The organism is Bradyrhizobium sp. CCBAU 11434, assembly GCF_028128895.1.
GTDB lineage: Bacteria > Pseudomonadota > Alphaproteobacteria > Rhizobiales > Xanthobacteraceae > Bradyrhizobium > Bradyrhizobium zhengyangense.
Genome location: NZ_LBJX01000011.1, coordinates 249,757 through 266,766, shown reverse-complemented (window position 1 = coordinate 266,766; position 17,010 = coordinate 249,757). Strand labels below are relative to the sequence as shown.

The 17,010-nt window shown below is 65.3% G+C and carries 14 protein-coding genes and 1 riboswitch; of the genes, 2 read left to right on the top strand and 12 right to left on the bottom strand.

Annotated elements, in window-relative coordinates; translation table 11 throughout:
* Positions 1-9: 9 nt before the first annotated feature.
* The 3 genes from XI06_RS08725 to XI06_RS08715 form a co-directional block, all read right to left on the bottom strand.
* Positions 10-1,614 (bottom strand): ABC transporter substrate-binding protein, encoded by a 1,605-nt coding sequence (locus XI06_RS08725; RefSeq protein WP_271605060.1) that lies wholly within the window; start codon positions 1,612-1,614, stop codon positions 10-12.
* Positions 1,615-1,793: 179 nt separating this feature from the next.
* Entirely contained in the window at positions 1,794-3,263 is a 1,470-nt protein-coding gene (hydA, locus tag XI06_RS08720; RefSeq protein ID WP_271605059.1) for a dihydropyrimidinase, read from the bottom strand.
* Between the two features lie 45 nt (positions 3,264-3,308).
* Positions 3,309-4,241 (bottom strand): N-carbamoyl-D-amino-acid hydrolase, encoded by a 933-nt coding sequence (locus tag XI06_RS08715; RefSeq protein ID WP_237869764.1) that lies wholly within the window; start codon positions 4,239-4,241, stop codon positions 3,309-3,311.
* Between the two features lie 679 nt (positions 4,242-4,920).
* On the opposite strand from XI06_RS08715, the gene XI06_RS08710 reads away from it, so the two are divergent.
* Positions 4,921-6,057, top strand: a complete 1,137-nt coding sequence (locus tag XI06_RS08710; RefSeq protein ID WP_271605058.1) for an MFS transporter — start codon at positions 4,921-4,923, stop codon at positions 6,055-6,057.
* Between the two features lie 7 nt (positions 6,058-6,064).
* Here the strand turns inward: XI06_RS08710 and XI06_RS08705 are convergent, their stop codons facing one another.
* A complete protein-coding gene (locus XI06_RS08705; protein ID WP_271605057.1) occupies positions 6,065-7,507 on the bottom strand; it encodes a PepSY domain-containing protein in 1,443 nt (480 codons plus the stop codon).
* A 12-nt stretch (positions 7,508-7,519) separates the two neighbouring features.
* Positions 7,520-9,877: a TonB-dependent receptor gene (locus XI06_RS08700; protein ID WP_271605056.1), complete on the bottom strand. Its 2,358-nt coding sequence runs from the start codon at positions 9,875-9,877 to the stop codon at positions 7,520-7,522.
* Between the two features lie 116 nt (positions 9,878-9,993).
* Positions 9,994-10,195: riboswitch (cobalamin riboswitch) on the bottom strand.
* Between the two features lie 72 nt (positions 10,196-10,267).
* On the opposite strand from XI06_RS08700, the gene XI06_RS08695 reads away from it, so the two are divergent.
* Positions 10,268-10,840, top strand: coding sequence for a histidine phosphatase family protein (locus XI06_RS08695; protein WP_271605055.1), 573 nt, complete (start codon positions 10,268-10,270; stop codon positions 10,838-10,840).
* Here the strand turns inward: XI06_RS08695 and cobT are convergent.
* Genes cobT through cbiE form a run of 7 tightly spaced genes read right to left on the bottom strand, consistent with a single transcriptional unit; the run spans position 10,833 to position 17,005 of the window.
* Positions 10,833-11,885, bottom strand: a complete 1,053-nt coding sequence (cobT, locus tag XI06_RS08690) for a nicotinate-nucleotide--dimethylbenzimidazole phosphoribosyltransferase (protein WP_237859104.1) — start codon at positions 11,883-11,885, stop codon at positions 10,833-10,835. The genes XI06_RS08695 and cobT overlap by 8 nt on opposite strands.
* A 10-nt stretch (positions 11,886-11,895) precedes the next feature.
* On the bottom strand, positions 11,896-12,645 hold the full coding sequence (gene cobF / locus XI06_RS08685; RefSeq protein WP_237869776.1) for a precorrin-6A synthase (deacetylating): 750 nt from the start codon (positions 12,643-12,645) through the stop codon (positions 11,896-11,898).
* Positions 12,642-13,373: a uroporphyrinogen-III C-methyltransferase gene (gene cobA / locus XI06_RS08680; protein WP_237859106.1), complete on the bottom strand. Its 732-nt coding sequence runs from the start codon at positions 13,371-13,373 to the stop codon at positions 12,642-12,644. The genes cobF and cobA overlap by 4 nt, the downstream gene beginning before the upstream one ends.
* The gene (locus XI06_RS08675) at positions 13,370-14,680 is read right to left on the bottom strand and encodes a cobyrinate a,c-diamide synthase (protein ID WP_237889740.1); all 1,311 of its coding nucleotides are present in this window, start codon (positions 14,678-14,680) and stop codon (positions 13,370-13,372) included. Before XI06_RS08675 ends, cobA begins: the two co-directional genes overlap by 4 nt.
* A complete protein-coding gene (cobM, locus tag XI06_RS08670) occupies positions 14,680-15,462 on the bottom strand; it encodes a precorrin-4 C(11)-methyltransferase (protein WP_237859108.1) in 783 nt (260 codons plus the stop codon). Before cobM ends, XI06_RS08675 begins: the two co-directional genes overlap by 1 nt.
* Entirely contained in the window at positions 15,459-15,827 is a 369-nt protein-coding gene (locus XI06_RS08665; protein ID WP_237859109.1) for a cobalamin biosynthesis protein, read from the bottom strand. The genes cobM and XI06_RS08665 overlap by 4 nt, the downstream gene beginning before the upstream one ends.
* Positions 15,824-17,005, bottom strand: a complete 1,182-nt coding sequence (gene cbiE / locus XI06_RS08660; protein ID WP_271605442.1) for a precorrin-6y C5,15-methyltransferase (decarboxylating) subunit CbiE — start codon at positions 17,003-17,005, stop codon at positions 15,824-15,826. Before cbiE ends, XI06_RS08665 begins: the two co-directional genes overlap by 4 nt.
* Between the last annotated feature and the right edge of the window lie 5 nt (positions 17,006-17,010).

Below are 17,010 nucleotides of genomic sequence, written 5' to 3'. Positions count from 1 at the left end.
AGCGCAGGATCATGCGGTCTTCGACACGCCCCAGAAGAACGGCAGCGGCCCCTTGGTGACACCGGACACGTTCTTGCGCCACGCGGTGTAGCTCAGGAAGAAACCGGTCGGCGCGTAGACGACGTCATCCATCGCCGCCTTGTTAAGACGGCCAATTGCGGCCTTCTCCTCGTCGAGATTCTTGGCTTCGAACCAGGACGTGACCTCCTTCTCCGTGCCGGCACTGGTCGGCCAGCCGAACCAGGCCTTGTCGCCATTGGCCCGAATGGCGGTGTAGGGCGCAGGATTGATGCAGTCCGCGCCTGCATGCCAAGTGTGGAACATGTTCCAGCCGCCCTGTCCCGGCGGCGTCTTCTGTGCGCGGCGCGAGCCGACCGTGCCCCAATCCGTCGCCACGAAGTCGACATTCATGCCGAGCTTCTTCAAAAGATCGGCCGTCACATCGCCCATCGCCTTGGTGATCGGCTGGTCCTGCGCGACGAGACACGTCACCGGCTGACCGGAATAGCCGCTCTCCGCAAGCAGCTTCTTGGCGGCATCAAGGTCACGCTTGCCCTTCAGGATGTCACCGCCCATTTCGGTGTAAAGCGGCGTACCTGGCGTGAAGAAGCCGGGCAGCGGCTTCCACAGCGAGTCGTCGTCGCCAACGAGCGCACGCATGTAGTCTTCCTGGCTCATCGCCATCAGCACGGCGCGCCGCGCGCGCACGTCGTTGAAGGGCGGATACAGGAAGTTCATGCGGAAGGAGCCGATATTGCCGAGGGGGTCGCCGATATCGACATTGATGTTCTTGTTCTTCTTCAGCACCGGAACGAGATCGGCGATCGGGTTTTCCCACCAGTCGATCTCGCCATTCTGCAACGCCGCCGCTGCGGTTGCCGGATCCGGCATGATCACCCATTCGACGCGATCGACCAGGATCTGCTTGCCGCCCGCGAGCCAGGACGCTTTCTCTTGCCGCGGCGCATAATCGGCGAATTTTTCGAACACCGCTTTCGCGCCCGGCACCCACTCGCCCGTCAAGAACTTCATCGGGCCGGAGCCGACATAATCCGAGATCTGCTTGAACGGATCGGTCTGCGCGATGCGCTCCGGCATGATGAAGGCGCAAGGCGAATTGTTCTTGGCAAGCGCATAGAGCATCTTCGGAAAGGGTTGCTTCAGGACCCATTTGAAGGTGCGGTCGTCGACGGCCGTGAGCTCCTGCTGGATCGCCTTGAGCATCAGGCCCATGGGATCGCGCGCAGCCCAGCGATTGAGGCTCGCGACGACGTCCTTGCTCAGCACCGGCTCGCCGTCATGGAATTTCAGGCCCGAACGCAACTTGAACGTCCAGGTCATGCCGTCGTCGGTCACTTCCTCGGATTCGACCATCTGGCGTTGTGGTACGAGCGAGGAATCGACGCCGTAGAGCGTGTCCCAGACCAGGGCCGCCGCATTGCGCACGACATATTGGGTGCCCCAGATGGGATCGAAATTGGCGAGATTGGCCTGCGGCACGAAACGCAGGGTGCGGGCTGAGGCGCCTTGCGCGATCGCCGGAGCCGAGAGGCGACCGGTCAACGCCAGACCGCTCGCGCCGGCCAGTCCCTTCAATACGGTCCTGCGATCCATAAAATCCTCCCAATCATGCCGTGATGCCGGCCGTTCATTGGCCAAAGCGAGGTGAAACAGAGCCCATTGGCTTGCAAATGGTATGCCAGCAACCGTTCCTCGCTAGCAGGATATTGGCGACTTCCGGCTGTCGCTGCGCAGCTGCACGGATAACAATCTTCATCGCGCGGGGCGCGCGATCACAGCAGTCTGGCTCCGAAATTCCGCTCCGGATCCATGTCCGCGACGAGCCGGCCGGTCGGCTTTGCCGCCTCGCCGCCGCTGCGCGCCAGGAATTGGCCACTGCCCGCACTGGCGAGGCATTTGCCGCCGTCGACGATCAGCCGGCCGCGTGACAGCACCGACACCGGCCAGCCTTTCAGCTTGCGTCCAGCGAACGGCGTGTAGCCGGCGAGATCGTGCATCATCTCGTCGGCGATGACGGTCTCGCGATTGGGATCCCAGATCGCGATATCGGCATCGGCGCCGACAGCGATCGAGCCTTTGCGCGGATGCAGATTGTAGATCTTGGCGGGCGCCGTCGCGGTCAGCTCGACGAATTTTTCGAGACCCAGGCGTCCTTTCGAGACCATCGCGTCGAACAGCAGCGGCAAGCGCAGCTCGAGTCCCGGCAGGCCATTGGCGACCTGCTTGAAGTTCGGATTGGGGCCGGCGCGCAGCTTGCCGGTCTCGTCAAAGCGATACGGCGCGTGATCCGACGAAATGGTCTGGAGATCGCCGAGCGACAATGCCTGCCACAGCGCTTCCTGGTCGGCATGCGTGCGCGGCGGCGGGCTGCACATCCACTTCGCGCCTTCCGCGCCGGGCTTGTCGAGATCGCCAGCGGTGAGGAACAGATATTGCGGACAGGTCTCCGCAAACACCTTCAACCCCTGCCCGCGCGCATCACGGATCACCTTGGCACCCTCGGCGGTCGAGACATGGAAGATCATGATCGGCTGGTCGAGCAGCGCCGCCATGCCGATCAGCCGCGTGAAGGCTTCTGCTTCCGACACGCGGGCGTGGCTGACGGCATGGTATTTCGGCATCGTGTAGCCGCGTGCAAGCAGGCGCTTCACCATCCAGGCGATGATGCCGTGGTTCTCCGCATGCGCACACAGCATCGCGCCGGACTGGCGCGCCGCCAGGAGAATATCGAGCAGCGGCTCGTCATCGACCTTGAGCCGGTCATAGGTCATGAAGATCTTGATCGACGCATGCCCCTGCTTCACCAGCGCGGGAATGTGCTCTTCGACCGTTTCCTTGGTCGCGTCCGCGATGATCATGTGAAAGGCGTAGTCGATCACGGCGCCCTTCCTGGCGAGCGCGTGATAGTCCTCCACCACCTGCGGCAGCTTCATCCCGACGTGCTGGGCCGCGAATGGAATCACCGTGGTGGTGCCGCCAAAGGCTGCCGATACGGTCGCGCTCTCAAACGTGTCGGCATTCATGATTCCGGCCGCAGAGAGCTGCTCGATATGCGCGTGGCTGTCGACGCCACCCGGCAGCACCAGCTTGCCCCGCGCATCGATCTCGCGCTTGGCTGGCGGCAAGCCGCGGCCCATCGCAGCGATGGCCCCGCCGGAGATGGCGACGTCGGCCTCGAACACGTCGGTCGTGGTGGCGACGCGCCCGCCGCGGATGATGAGGTCGTAGGTGGGTTCTGTCACGGGGCACTCCATCGTGGTCGTCAGCTTGCGGGAAGACCGGTGGCGTCACTTCGCCGGTGGCGGCACCGCGCCGGTCCGGCTGGTGATCAGGCCGTAATGCTCGATGCGGCGGTGCCGGGCGAAATCGAAGATCGTGGTCTTGCCGAAGGTGGTGGCATCGAGGTCGCAAGCATGGACCAGAACCTCGTCACCGTCGGTCTTTGCTTCAGCGACGATCTCGCCATTGGGATCGACGATCAGGCTGCCGCCGAACAGCGCATGCCCGTCCTCGACGCCGGCCTTGGCGACGGCAACCACCCAGGTCGCGTTCTGATAGGCGCCGGCCTGCACGGAGAGGCGGTTGTGAAACAGGCGCTTCTCGACACCCTCCTCGCCTCGCTCCGCATTCACCGACGGCGTGTTGTAGCCGATCAGCACCATCTCGACGCCCTGCAAGCCCATGACGCGATAGGTCTCGGGCCAGCGGCGATCGTTGCAAATCGCCATGCCAATGATGCCGCCGAGCTCGCGCCAGACATTGAAGCCGAGATCGCCCGGCTCGAAATAGCGCTTCTCCAGATGCTGATGCGATCGATGTGCCTCGTATTCGACATGACCGGGCAAATGGACCTTGCGATATTTGCCGACGATCTTGCCGGATTTGTCGGTCAGAACGGCCGTGTTGAAGTGGTGGCCATCGGGCGTCAGCTCGGCATAGCCGAAATTCATCGCGATTCTGTGCTGCGCCGCGCGCTCGAACAGCGGCTTGGTCGCCGCATTCGGCATCTCGCGCTCGAACCAGTTGTCGAATGCCGCGCGGTCCTCGACATACCAGCGCGGGAAGAATGTCGTCAGCGCCAGTTCCGGATAGACGATGAGATCAGCACCCCTGGCTTTCGCCTCGTCCATCAGCGCGATCATGCGCTTGACCACGGCCTCGCGGCTGTCGGCCTTCTGAATCGGGCCCATCTGGGCGGCGGCAACTGTGACGAGACGCATCAGCGATATCCTGATTTCTTGACGACTTTTTTTGGCGAGGCTGACGATCGCAGCTTCAATGGCGGGTCGGCGCGCAGCATAACGTGGCCGAGCGACGCTTTTCCAGCCAAGCAGCTTTCATGCCGTCCGCCTTTCCCGTTTGGCACCTGCAGCCGCACCACAATAAACCCTCGGGCGCGGAGATGATGATGCACGCCTAGAAGGTGCGGCTCGCGACCATCACGGCGGGCCGAACTGCCCGCGGAATGAGCACGCAAGTGTAGGGAGAAACGTGCAGCGCGCCACGGATTTTTCCGTGCGAATAGCGACTTTCGCCGCGCTGCACTCGGAGCAAACGAACCGTTTGGCTAATTTGCAGGCGCTCGAATCGCGATATCCGATCGTCGGATGCCTACGAGCTATGCACAGCGGTCAGCGCAGCTTCCATTTATTTGTGCCCCTAGGGTCCATCACCGCCATCCGCGGCTCGCGCGACGGCCGATATATGCGACAAATCCGAACTTCGGTAAAATGGAATGTTCTGATGTGCGGGGGTTGACCGAGCAGGTGACCGCGCAAGGAACGACATCACAATGATACAAAACGTCAACTCACCGCGCTGCCGGAACTCTGGCCTTCGCTTCCCGTTGATGATCTAAGCACACCCCTCACCCGCGCGCTTCCCTCCCGGAGTCCATCGATGACCTCAGCCGACCGGCCAGCGACGCGGCTCGCCACGCGCCTCTCGTTCCTGGTCGCCGGATTTGGCCTTGCGTGCTGGGCGCCGCTGGTCCCGTTCGCGAAGGCGCGGCTCGCGGTCGACGACGCCGTCCTCGGCCTGCTGCTGCTCAGCCTCGGCATCGGCTCGGTCCTCGCGATGCTCGCGACCGGTATCCTGAGCGCACGTTACGGCACCAAGCCGATCATCATCGCCGGCGGGATCGGCCTTGCCCTGATCTTGCCGCTGCTGGTCGTCGCCGGCACGCCCGTGGCATTGGCGCTGACGCTGCTCGCGTTCGGTGGTGCGCTCGGCTCGATCGATGTCGCCATGAACATTCATGCTGTCGAGGTCGAACGCGCGGCGAGCGAGCCTTTGATGTCGGGCTTCCATGCACTCTTCAGCATTGGCGGCTTCGCCGGATCCGCGGTGATGACGGCGCTGTTGTCGCTGCATCTTGGGCCGCTCGGAAGCGCCCTGATCTGTTCCGCGCTGATGCTGATCGCGATGGCGACAACCTGGCCGCGCCTCCTGCGAAGGGCTCAGGCGCAGGAAGGCCCGCTATTCGTGCTGCCGCACGGCATCGTGCTGTTGCTGGCGCTACTCGCGGCCGTCACCTTCCTGATCGAAGGCGCAATGCTCGACTGGGGCGCACTGCTCGTCATCGACGCAGGCCTCGTCAGCGAGGCGCGAGGCGGCATCGGCTACATCGTGTTCTCGATCGCGATGACCACCGGCCGGCTTGGCGGCGATGCCGTCGTGGCACGGATTGGCGATCGGGCGACACTGATCGGGGGAAGCCTGCTTGCGGTCGCGGGCCTTGCCGTGCTGCTGCTGGCACAGAACGCGTCCGTTGCCATCGCCGGCTTCCTGCTGATCGGCCTCGGCGCGTCGAACCTCGTGCCGGTGCTGTTCCGCGGCGCGGCGCGGCAAACGGCCATGCCCACCGGGCTCGCGGTGGCGTCGATCACCACCGCCGGCTATGCCGGCGTTCTGGTTGGCCCTGCCGGCATCGGTTTTGTCGCCCATGCCGTCGGATTGCCGGCGGCGTTCTGGATGCTCGCCGCGCTGATGTGCGTCGTTACGCTGTCGGCGCGCGCCGTGACCAGAAACACTTAATGGCGCGTCATGCCGCTTTGGTCGCAAATGTCGCCCGCAAACGCCGCCAGCCGATCGCGATGCCGGTGACGGAAAACACCAGGCCCAGTGCGCAAAGTCCGACGATCAGGCCATCGCGCAGGCGCGGATGCGCCATGAGAACGGGGAGATCGAGCGTGTGCAGCGCGCTGTAGGCCCAGCGATAGGCCCGCCGCGAGGCATCGAGCCGCTGCACGATGCTGCCATCGGCACCATCGATGTCGAACCAGAGATCGCCGCAGCGGGAGCGATAGACGGGCGCACCGGGGACGATGGGACGGGCGGGATAGGCGTCGTTGTCGGCAAGAACGGACGCCGCGTCACATCCGGCCGCCAAACGTGGTGTCAGGCTGGAGACGTCCTGCTCCTCCAGGAATGCCATCTGCCGATCGCGGGCTGGCTCGCCTGCTTTGATCAGGGTCTGGCTGCCAAGGTCTGTCCGATCGCGCCGATAGGCGCTGCCATTGAAGGCGAACCATTCGACTTCACGGGATGACGTCGATAGCGGCCGCTGATCGAAAGATGAAGCCGCGCGCCAGTCCGGCACCGCATTCGTCACGCTCGCCTCAGCCGCGGTCAATTGCCCGCGTGAGAACAGCCGGCCGTGATCCATGGAGAGCCAGCCGCTGAAAATCCAGGTCAACACGAAGACGGTCGCAACGAGGCCGATGATGTGATGCAAAGCGTGCCAGCCGCGGTAAGGCGACGAGATAAGGCCGCCGCGAATCCTGGTCCTGATCGCACCGAGCACCGCGCCGAACATTGCCGCGATCAAGGCCAACAGCGACAGCGTCCAGATCACGCGATCCCACAGCGCCCAGTTGCTCCTGAGAACCGTTGGATAGATCCAGTGCAGGACGCTGCCGACCCAATTCCAACCACGCTCGCTGCGGGTTGTGTCCAGTACGACCTCACCGGTGCGCGACGACACGTAGACCTCCGTTCCGGCCGCATCGCCGAGAGCGATGCGGAACAGCGGCCGGTGGCGATCGAAGCCGTTGGCGACGCTCCATTGATCGTAGTCCGCGCGCGCAACGATCGTGGCGCGTACGGCATCGAGCCCGCGTCGGCGGGCATGGTCTTGCGCAATGGCGAGCGCGGCATCGGGAGATTCCACCGAGGCGTCAGCACCGTCCGACGCATGGATCGCCCGTACGCGCGAGGATCCCGACACGACATAGACGGGCCCGTCGCCGCGCTGGATCAAGCGAACGCGCGTGGCGTCGGTGATTCCGCTCGCGGTCACGGCATCGGCAACACCCATGACGGTCGCTCCGCGCTCTGCCGGCGCGAGCCCAGCAAAGCGTTCCGCCTCCGTCAACGACGGAAACAGAACGAAATGCATCACCATGCCGCTCGCGAACCACATCGCGAACATCAGGCAGAACGCGATCCCAAGCCAGCGGTGCAAGAGGACAATCGCGGCCATCATGCGTTTATGGCCTCACCATTTGAACGCAGCGGAGATCTCGTAGGTCCGCGGTGCGCCCAAGAGGATCTGGTCGGGATAGAACGGGTCGCCCCAGATCGCGTAGTGCTTGTCGGTGAAGTTACGCACCCGGAAGGTCAGGCGGGCCTGGTCGACGGCATTGAAGACCGCCTTGGGAATATCGACGAAGGCGTAGAGGTCTCCCACCGTGTACGCATTCATCGTCACGGTGTTGGCGTCGCTGTTGGTGCGATCGCCAACATGACGACCGGTGATGCCGATCTCCACCGGCCATGGCGTGAGGAACCGCCAGGACGCGCCGGCATTGGCGACAATGCGCGGTACGTTCGGCGGCGTGTTGCCCGAGAACGAGCTGCCGACGAAATCATAGTCGGCATAGCGCGCATCGACATAGGCGATGTTGCTCCACAGACGCAAAGGCTCGATCGGGCGGATCGATCCGGCGAGCTCGACGCCCTTTGAGTCCTGCCGTCCCGCGATGTTGAGCGTCTGGCCGCCGGCTGCGGCATAGACATTTTTGCGCACGATATCGTAGGCCGAGAATGACCACTCCGCCCTGTTATCCCAGAGCACATGCTTGACGCCGGTCTCATAGGTGCGCGCGGTGGTGAGGTCGAGCGGTTGGGTCGGTCCCAGCAGGAAGATGTTGTTGGCCGAGATGTCGGCGCCGGTGGCGTACTGGCTGAAGAACGTCAGGCCCGGAACCGCTTCCCAGGTGTAGCCGATGCGCCCCGTGACGGGTGCCCACGATTTCGAGAACGGAAAGCCGGCGTTCTCCAGACCGACGACGTCGGTCGAGTTGCGATCGAGCCCGATATGCTCGACGCGCAGGCCGCCGATCAGCGCAAAAGTCCGTGTCAGCTTCAGCCGGTCCTCGAACGACAGGGCCTCGTTGTCGATACGCGCAGTCTGCTCTTTGGTCGTAAGCAGGCCGTATAAGCCGCGATCAGGATCGACGAGATCGACGGAATCGCCAGGAAAATTGGCCGCACCGGGCCGGACAAAATCGAGATAGCTCGACGAGAGCGTCGTGACGAGACGATTGTCGAGGCCAGCAATGTTCGAGTCCCAGGTCAGGTCGGTGATGTTGCCGACCAAGCGCTGGCTGTGCGCGACATAGAAACGGCTGCGATCCACTGTATTCGTCGTGGCGTTGAACGCCTCGACCTCATTGTTGAACCACGATCGCTCCGCGCCGTAAGCATAGGCCTGGCTCTCTAATGTCAGGTCGGGTGCCAGCTTCAGCTCGAAGCCGCCGCGCAGCCAGACTTCCTGTGCCACGTTGCGGTTGTCGAGCACGTTGTAATTGGTATTTAAGGTGCGATCATCGATCGTAACGGGGCCGAGATTGGTTCCGTTGAAGTTCGAGACATAAGTGCCCGAGACGATGCCTGCCGTCGCATGCGAGCTGCTAAAGGCCACGGGTACTAGCGGCGCGCCCCAATAGGCCTTGCCGCGGTCCTCGCGATACTCGATCGCGCCCCAGACCTTGAGGCTGTCGGAGATGCGGTAATTGAGCTGGCCCGAGACGTCGAACGTCTTGGTGTTGGTGTCGTCGGCAAAGCCGTTGAGCGAGGAACGGCTGACGTCGAAGCGATAGTCCAGCCCCTGCACATTGGTGCTGCCGCCCGAGCCGTAATGCGCGCGGAACGAGTTCAGCGAGTCGTACGAGAAATCAGCTTCGTTCCGGATCGGCCCCGTGTGCGGCTGCTTGGTGACGAAATTGATTGCGCCGCCGGCGGCACCCTCGCCCGATATCAGAGAGGCCGGGCCTTTGAGAATCTCCACGGCTTCAAGGTTGGCCGTGTCCATGATCCGCGAAGTCATGTTCTGCGGGCCGATCTTGATGCCGTTGTAGAGCGTGTTGATCTGGCTGTTGGTGAAGCCGCGCATCGAGAAGGCCGAGGGCTCGGCAGGATTGTCGCCGGCGGTGACGCCGACCGCGCCTTGCGCAACGTCGGAGACGGTGCGGTAGCCCTGCTCGCGCATGGTCTCGGCGGAGATCACCTCGACGGTCGCAGGCGTCTGCCGCACCGTCAGGCCGAGGCGCGAAGCGCTCTCGGCAACGGCGTTGCTATTGAGCGGCGTCGGCACCGCAGCGTTCGGCGCAACTGGCTTTGCCACCGCCGCTACGGCGACAGGCCTGCGCGCAGTCGCGCGGCGTCCGCTTGCCGCGTCCCGCGCCGGCGGTTTTGCCTGCTTGCGGGATTGCGGGGGCGACACCTCCACCGGTGGCAGAGATTGGCCGGCCTGCTGCGCGAGCGCAGCGGGCATATCGGCGGCGGCAAGAGATGTGAGAGCGGCGGACGCCAGCAGAAAGCGGCGCGGTCGTACGATACGGATGGAAGACACGGTCCTGGACCTCGGTGTGACGTCAGTGGCACGTCACCGCGAACCAAGGTCCCATCATCAGGCTATAAGCCCTCCGATGAAGCCGAATGTCTGTACTCCCCGACCGACATCTTCGCGTGTGACCACGGCTGACGGCAGGTCTCCTGGCTCGCGGGTCGTGACCGCTTCGTCGCCTTCCCGGGACCGAGGACCCAGTGGCTTGTGACGAAGGATTCACCGCTTACAGTTGCGGGGGCAGCTGCGGCGTTGGGGACAACGTCCCCGCACCGCATTCCCTTTTCATCCTCTTTCGGGGAAACCGTCGCGAGCATCTAGGATTACGGCAAAGACAGAGTCAATGTGCCGATGCGGCGATATTGCCGCAGCGGCCAATTTCCCCGGGAGATCTGCATGGAAGGCGAGACCTTCCTCTGGCTGATACGGCATGCCCCCGTCGACGGCATCGCAGGGACCATCCACGCCAATGACGCGCCCGCCGACCTCGGCGATCACGCGCAGCTGGAGGCGCTGCGTCTGTGCCTGCCGCGCGATGCGGCGAGCTATGCGAGCCCGGCCCGACGCACGGTCGAGACGGCGCGCGCGCTGGGGCTCGCGCCCGAGCTGGTGGCTGAATTCAGCGAGCAGGATTTTGGCGATTGGACCGGCCGGCGGCATGACGAGCTCGCTCGCAGCGGTGGCGAGGCCTATGCGCGGTTCTGGAGCGATCCAGCGCGCGGACGGCCGCACGGTGGCGAGAGTTTTGAGGACCAGGTCGCGCGCGTCCGGCTGGGTCTCGCGCGGATCGGCGCGGGTTCGGCAGCGCTGGTCGTGCATTCCGGCACCATCCGCGCCGCGCTCTGCATCGCGCTCGACCTGACGCCGCCAGCCGCCTTGCGCTTCGTGATCGATCCGCTGTCGCTGACCAGGATCGACCGGCTCGCGACCGGCTGGCGTGTCGTGTCGGTCAATCAGCGGGTCAGCTAGGCCTGTCCGGCACATTGGCCTGCGCGAACGTTGCCATGTCGTTGTGGAGCGCGCAGGCCGATCGCACCAGCGGCAACGCGATCGCGGCGCCCGAGCCCTCGCCAAGCCTGAGATCGAGGCTGATCAAGGGCTGCACGTTCAGTGCGCGCAGCACCAGCCGATGCCCCTGCTCCGCCGATTGATGCGACGGCAGCAGGAACGGCTGGCACGACGGGTTGAGCCGCACTGCTGCCAGTGCTGCGACCGAGACGATGAAACCGTCGATCAGCACGGGAATGCGCGCCTGCGCGGCCGCGATGATCGCGCCGGAAATGGCCGCGATCTCGAGGCCGCCGACGGCACACAGGATCTTTTCGGGCGAGGTGCCCGCCACGCCATGACGCGCGATCGCGGCCTCGATCACGCGCACCTTGTGCGCGCGGCCCGCCGCATCGACGCCGGTACCACTGCCCGCGATCTCCTCGGCGCTGATGCCGAGCAGGCTTGCGGCCATCGCCGCAGACGTTGTGGTGTTACCGATGCCCATTTCACCGAAGATCAGCAGATCGGGCTGACTGGCCTTCGCCCGCGCTACTGCGCGCTGGCCGGCCTCGAAGGCAAATGCCAGCTCCGCCGGCGTGAGCGCAGGCTCAACGCTGAAATCGCGCGTGCCGTGGCGCGGCTTGTCGGTGACGATGCCCGGCAACGCGTCCTCGGCCAGCGTGCCGGCGTCGACCACTTCCAGGCTGGAGCCCAGCTCACGCGCCAGCACCGAGATTGCAGCACCTCCGGACGCAAAGTTCGCCATCATCGCGATGGTAACGGCTTGCGGATAGGCCGACACGCCCTGTGCGACGATGCCGTGATCGCCGGCGAAGATGATGATCGGCACGCGCGTCGCGCGCGGACGTTCGCTCGCCTGCAGGCCCGCAAGCTCGATCGCGAGCTGCTCGAGCCGGCCGAGCGCCCCGGTCGGTTTCGTCAGTTGCGCCTGCCGCGCGATGGCCGCCTCGCGATGATCAGCGGAGATCTCGGGGCATTTCTGGGTGATCCATTCGGGGAGCATGCTGCCTCGCTTATGGCCTGCGCTTGAGAATGTAGCTGTCCATGATCCAGCCATGACGCTCGCGCGCGTCTTGCCGCGCGGCAACGATGCGCGAGCCCACTTCGGCCAGCGTGCCGGACAGAATGATCTGGTCGGTCATACCGAGATAGGCACCCCACCAGATGTGAAGGCCTTCAGGATCCAGCGACTGAAACGCCGTGCCGCCGTCGAGCATCACAACGACGGTATCGACGCCTTGAGGCCAGCCGCCTTCGCGCAAGCGCCGCCCCGTCGTCACCAGAAATGGCTCGCCGATATCGTTGAGCGGCAGCGCATGCGCCGCGCACAGCGCCTGGATCGAGGTGATGCCCGGCACGACCTCGATGTTTGGCAACGGATTGAGCCGCCGCGCGATGCGCAGCGACGAATCGTAGAGCGAGGGATCGCCCCAGATCAGCAGCGCGGCCTTGCCCTCACCGCCGAGATGATGGGCGATCGTCTGCGACCAGCTCGCGGCGACCGCGTCGTGCCAATCGTCCACGCCCTTGCGGTAGTCAGCCTCGCTGGCGTCACGCACAGGAAGATCGAACTCGGCGATCCGCGTGGTGGCGTTGGTGAGCACATCGGCGCAAATTGTTCGCCTGAGATCGGCGAGATCGGATTTTGCGGCGCCCTTGCGCGGGATCAGGACCAGATCTGCCGCGTTGATCGCGCCAATCGCAGCCTGCGTGAGCTGCGCGGGATCGCCGCAACCGATGCCGATCAGAGACAGCTTCATCATGACGATGCGCCCTCCGCCAGCGCGCCGAACATGATGACCGCGGCCGTGGAGGCCGCACCGCCGCGGCTCAGCTGATCGGCCAGCTCGACAATAGTGGTGCGGACCAGACGCTCATCGGCACGGCCGAGAGATTCCGCGAACAATGCCGGCGTGCTCGGCGAGAGGCCATGCTCGATCAGCTTCGCGACCAGCGCCGGAAAGGTTCTCCGGCCCATATAGACCACGGTCGTCGCATCGGGATCGGCCAGCGCGGTCCAGTTCAGATTTGGGGGCAGCTCGCCGGTGACATCGGCACCGGTCATGAATTGCACCCGGCGCGAGGTGTGACGACGTGTCAGCGGGATGCCAGCTTGCGCGGCGGCGACGCAGGCCGAGGTGACGCCGGGAATGATCTCATAGCCGACGCCGGCCTCGCGCAGCGTCTCCAGCTCCTCCTCAAGTCGACCAAAGATGCCGGCATCGCCCGATTTCAGCCGCACGACGCGGACGCCCGTGGCTGCGTAGTCAACCAGCAGGCGGTTGACATGATGCTGCTTCGTCGACGGCCGCCCTGCCCGCTTCCCGACAGCGACGAGGTTGGCCCCGGGTCGCACCAAATCGAGGATCGCGCCGGAGACAAGATCGTCATAGAGCACGACATCCGCCTCGCGCAGCCGCGCAGCGCCCTTGAGCGTGAGCAATTCAGGATCGCCGGGGCCGGCGGAGACGAAGGAAACAAAGCCGCTCACCGGTCCTCCGCGATCAGATGAAAGAACGTTCCGGTGGCGTGGCCGCGCCGCGAACCGGTCTCGGCGATGACCGCACCCGTCGCATCGCGCACGACCGCCAGCGGCGTGTCTGGCTGGGCCAGGATCGTCGAATAGTGAAATTCATGGCCGCGCAAACGCGCGCCAACCTGATGCCCCGGCATCGGCGCCGCGAGCGCGGCAAGGCGATAGCCCAGATGCATGCGACGCTTGGCAAAGCTCGTCTCCAGTCCGAGCAGGCCCGCCATCTCATGACGGATACCCTCGGCATCGGTCAAAGCAGTGCCGAGCACCATATACCCCCCGCATTCGCCGTGCACGGGCCGCGTCTCGGCGAAGGCGCGCAGGCCGCTGCGGAAGCGCATGTTCGCCGCGATCTTTCCGGCGTGAAGCTCGGGATAGCCGCCGGGGAGCCAGCACACATCGGCGCTGGCGTCGGGCTCTTCATCCGCCAGCGGCGAGAAGGTCGATATCTCCGCGCCGGCCGCGCGCCAGGCTTCCAGCATGTGCGGATAGACGAAGGAGAACGCGGCATCGCGGGCGAGCGCGATGCGTTGGCCGGGCGGCATCACGTTCAGGCCATTCGTTACGCCTTGCGGCGACCTGGAAGCCGCCGACCGCAGCACCGCATCGAGATCCACATGCTCGGAGACAAAGCGCGCGGCCTCGTCGATCAGCTTGCCGATCTCCGCCTGCTCCTCGGCCTGCACAAGGCCAAGATGCCGCTTCGGCAGGCTGATCTCCGCATGGCGCGGCAGCGCGCCGAACACGGCGATGCCGGCCTCGTTGAGCGCGCGCCGCACAAGGTCTTCGTGACGCGGGCTGGCGACGCGATTGAGCACGACGCCCGCAAGGCGCACGCCGGCGCGATAATCGCGAAGACCCGCGGCGATCGCCGCGGCCGTCTGCGCCTGCCCGGAGGGATCGATCACCAACACCACCGGCCAGCCCAGCATCTCCGCGATATCAGCGGTGGCGCCGGTGCCGGTGACACCGCGCGCGGCGACGCCGTCGAACAGGCCCATCGAGCCCTCGGCGAGCACGATGTCGGCGTCGCTGCCACGGCTCACCAAATGTTCGATCGTCGCGCGGTCCATCGCCCAGCTATCGACGTTGACCGAAGCACGGCCTGTGGCGGCTGCGTGGAAGGCCGGATCGATATAATCTGGGCCGCTCTTGAAACACTGCACGTTCAAGCCGCGATGGCGCCAGGCGCGCGCGAGCGCCAGCGTCAGCGTGGTCTTGCCGACGCCGGAGGCCGGCGCGGAGATGACAAGGCCGGCCGCCATCACGACGCCTCCGGAAAGCGCGGCTCAGCGCCGACGGGCCGGTAGCGCCGGTCGTATTCAGCAGCATAAAGCCGGCTCTCGTCGAAATCCGCGGTGCCAAGTGTCCTGCCGACCAGGATCAGCGCGGTGCGTTCCATCTCGGCAGCTACAATGGCATCGAGCGTTGCCAGTGTGGCGCGGACGATGCGCTGGTCCGGCCAGCTCGCGCGCCAGACGATCGCGACCGGGCAATCCCCGCCATAATGCGGGGTGAGTTCGGCAACGACCTTGTCGAGCAGATGAATCGACAGGTGAATGGCGAGCACGGCGCCGGTCGCGGCGAAGGCCGCGAGCTTCTCGCCCTCGGGCATTGCGCTGGCGCGGCCCGGTGTGCGCGTCAGCACGACTGACTGGGCAAGACCGGGCAGTGTCAGTTCGGTTTCGAGCGCCGCGGCGGCCGCGGAGAAGGACGGCACGCCGGGCGTGACCGTGACCGGAATGCCGAGCGCGCGCAGACGGCGAAGCTGCTCGCCCATCGCCGACCAGATCGAGAGATCGCCGGAATGCAGCCGTGCGACATCCTTGCCCTCGGCATGGGCGGCGGCAATCTCGGCCATGATCTCGTCGAGCGACAGCGGCGCGGTGTTGACGATACGCGCACCCGGCGGGCAATGCGCCAGCACGCCCTCGGGCACCAGCGAGCCCGCATAGAGGCAGACCGGACAGGACGCGATCAGATCGCGCCCCCGCAGCGTGAGAAGATCGGCTGCGCCCGGCCCGGCGCCGATGAAGTGCACCGTCATGGGCCGTCTCCTTCCGCGATCGCGGCGGTCGCGGTGCGATCCTGCGAGATCGCGCGCGTCGCGATCAATCGCGCGCGGACGCCGGCGGCCGCGAGAGCTGCTGCCTCGGCGACCGATCCTGTGCCGAACGTTTCGGTGATCCGCTTCGATTGCGTCGGCGTTTCGATGGATGCCAGCACGTCGGCTGGCACAGCCTTGATCGGAACGCCACACTCGTGCGCCAGCTGTTTCAGCACCTCCGCGTCAGCCTTGTCGCTGATGGTCGCCACGGCCGCCAGGCCGCCTGGGCCGCCTGCGGCCACGAGCGCTTCGCGCAATGAGGCCAGCGTCGCTTCCTTCTTGAATCCGAGCCCGGCGACCTTCATCGGACCGCACTCCATTGCACCACCGGACGCGTCGTCTCCCACGCGCGGTAACGGCCGAGCGGAGCGGCATGCGCAATCTCGACCCGCATCAGCTCGCCGCCATGCTGTTGATGCAGTTCGCCGAGCAATGCCTCCGTCTCCAGCGTCACGGAATGTGCAACCAGCCGTGTCCCCGGCGCAAGTCGCGACCAGACGGCATCGAACATTGCGCGATCGAGACCGCCACCAATGAAAACAGCATCCGGCGCGTCCAAGGTTGCGAGCGCTTCGGGCGCAGTGCCTGCGATGACCGTGATCTTGTGTTCCAATCCGAACGCTTCCGCATTGCTGCGGATGTTGGCGGCACGATCCTCGCGCGCCTCGACAGCGATCGCAGACCCGCCGCCCAATGCCCATTCCACCGAGATTGATCCAGAACCCGCACCGATGTCCCACAACCTCCTGCCAGGACACGGCCCGAGCACTGAGAGCGCCAAGGCGCGCACCGGCCGTTTTGTGATCTGACCGTCGTGGGCAAAAAGAGCGTCCGGGAGGCCTGAGCCGCGAGACAGCCCGTCCGCCCCCCTCGCCTCGAAGGCGACAGCAACCAGATTTACAGTGGAAGCACGCGTATAGGTCTCCGCGTGATACTTGCCGACTTTTTCATGGGGTCCGCCAAGCGCGGCGAGAGTCCAGAATGGCGAGACACCCCATCCGCGCTCCGTCAGCCATCGCGCCAGATCGCCGGCAGCTTTGCCGTCTCGCACGAGACAAATGATCCGAGCGCCGTCCGCCAGATGCGGCACAAGACGTTCGAACGGCGCAGCATGAAGACCGAGGCAGATGACGGATTCGAGCCGCCAGCCCAGCCGCGCGGCGGCGAGCGAGAAGGTCGACGGTGCGGGATGTGCGATCCACTCGCCGCCGCCGAGTTTTTCGGCGAGGCCTGCACCTGCGCCGTACCAGAAGGGATCGCCGGAAGCCAGCACCGCAGTCGGCCGGCCGCGGCAACTGAGCACGACATCAGCATCAAATGGCACTGGCCAGGTGCGGCCACGGCTCCCCGCATTCGCGAGCGCTAGATGGCGCTCACCGCCGAACACGGTTTCCGCGCCAGCAAGCGCCTTTCGGCTTGCTTCCGACAGCCCGGCAAGGCCATCTTCGCCGATACCGATGATGGTCAGCCAGGGATCAGCCAAGGAAT

What these genes read in the sequence shown, in the direction of transcription:
- XI06_RS08725 (WP_271605060.1), bottom strand. Translation starts at nt 1,614, where the DNA reads ATGGATCGCAGGACCGTATTGAAGGGACTGGCCGGCGCGAGCGGTCTG.
- XI06_RS08715 (WP_237869764.1), bottom strand. Translation starts at nt 4,241, where the DNA reads ATGCGTCTCGTCACAGTTGCCGCCGCCCAGATGGGCCCGATTCAGAAG.
- XI06_RS08710 (WP_271605058.1), top strand. Translation starts at nt 4,921, where the DNA reads ATGACCTCAGCCGACCGGCCAGCGACGCGGCTCGCCACGCGCCTCTCG.
- XI06_RS08705 (WP_271605057.1), bottom strand. Translation starts at nt 7,507, where the DNA reads ATGATGGCCGCGATTGTCCTCTTGCACCGCTGGCTTGGGATCGCGTTC.
- XI06_RS08695 (WP_271605055.1), top strand. Translation starts at nt 10,268, where the DNA reads ATGGAAGGCGAGACCTTCCTCTGGCTGATACGGCATGCCCCCGTCGAC.
- cobT (WP_237859104.1), bottom strand. Translation starts at nt 11,885, where the DNA reads ATGCTCCCCGAATGGATCACCCAGAAATGCCCCGAGATCTCCGCTGAT.
- cobF (WP_237869776.1), bottom strand. Translation starts at nt 12,645, where the DNA reads ATGATGAAGCTGTCTCTGATCGGCATCGGTTGCGGCGATCCCGCGCAG.
- XI06_RS08675 (WP_237889740.1), bottom strand. Translation starts at nt 14,680, where the DNA reads ATGGCGGCCGGCCTTGTCATCTCCGCGCCGGCCTCCGGCGTCGGCAAG.
- cobM (WP_237859108.1), bottom strand. Translation starts at nt 15,462, where the DNA reads ATGACGGTGCACTTCATCGGCGCCGGGCCGGGCGCAGCCGATCTTCTC.
- XI06_RS08665 (WP_237859109.1), bottom strand. Translation starts at nt 15,827, where the DNA reads ATGAAGGTCGCCGGGCTCGGATTCAAGAAGGAAGCGACGCTGGCCTCA.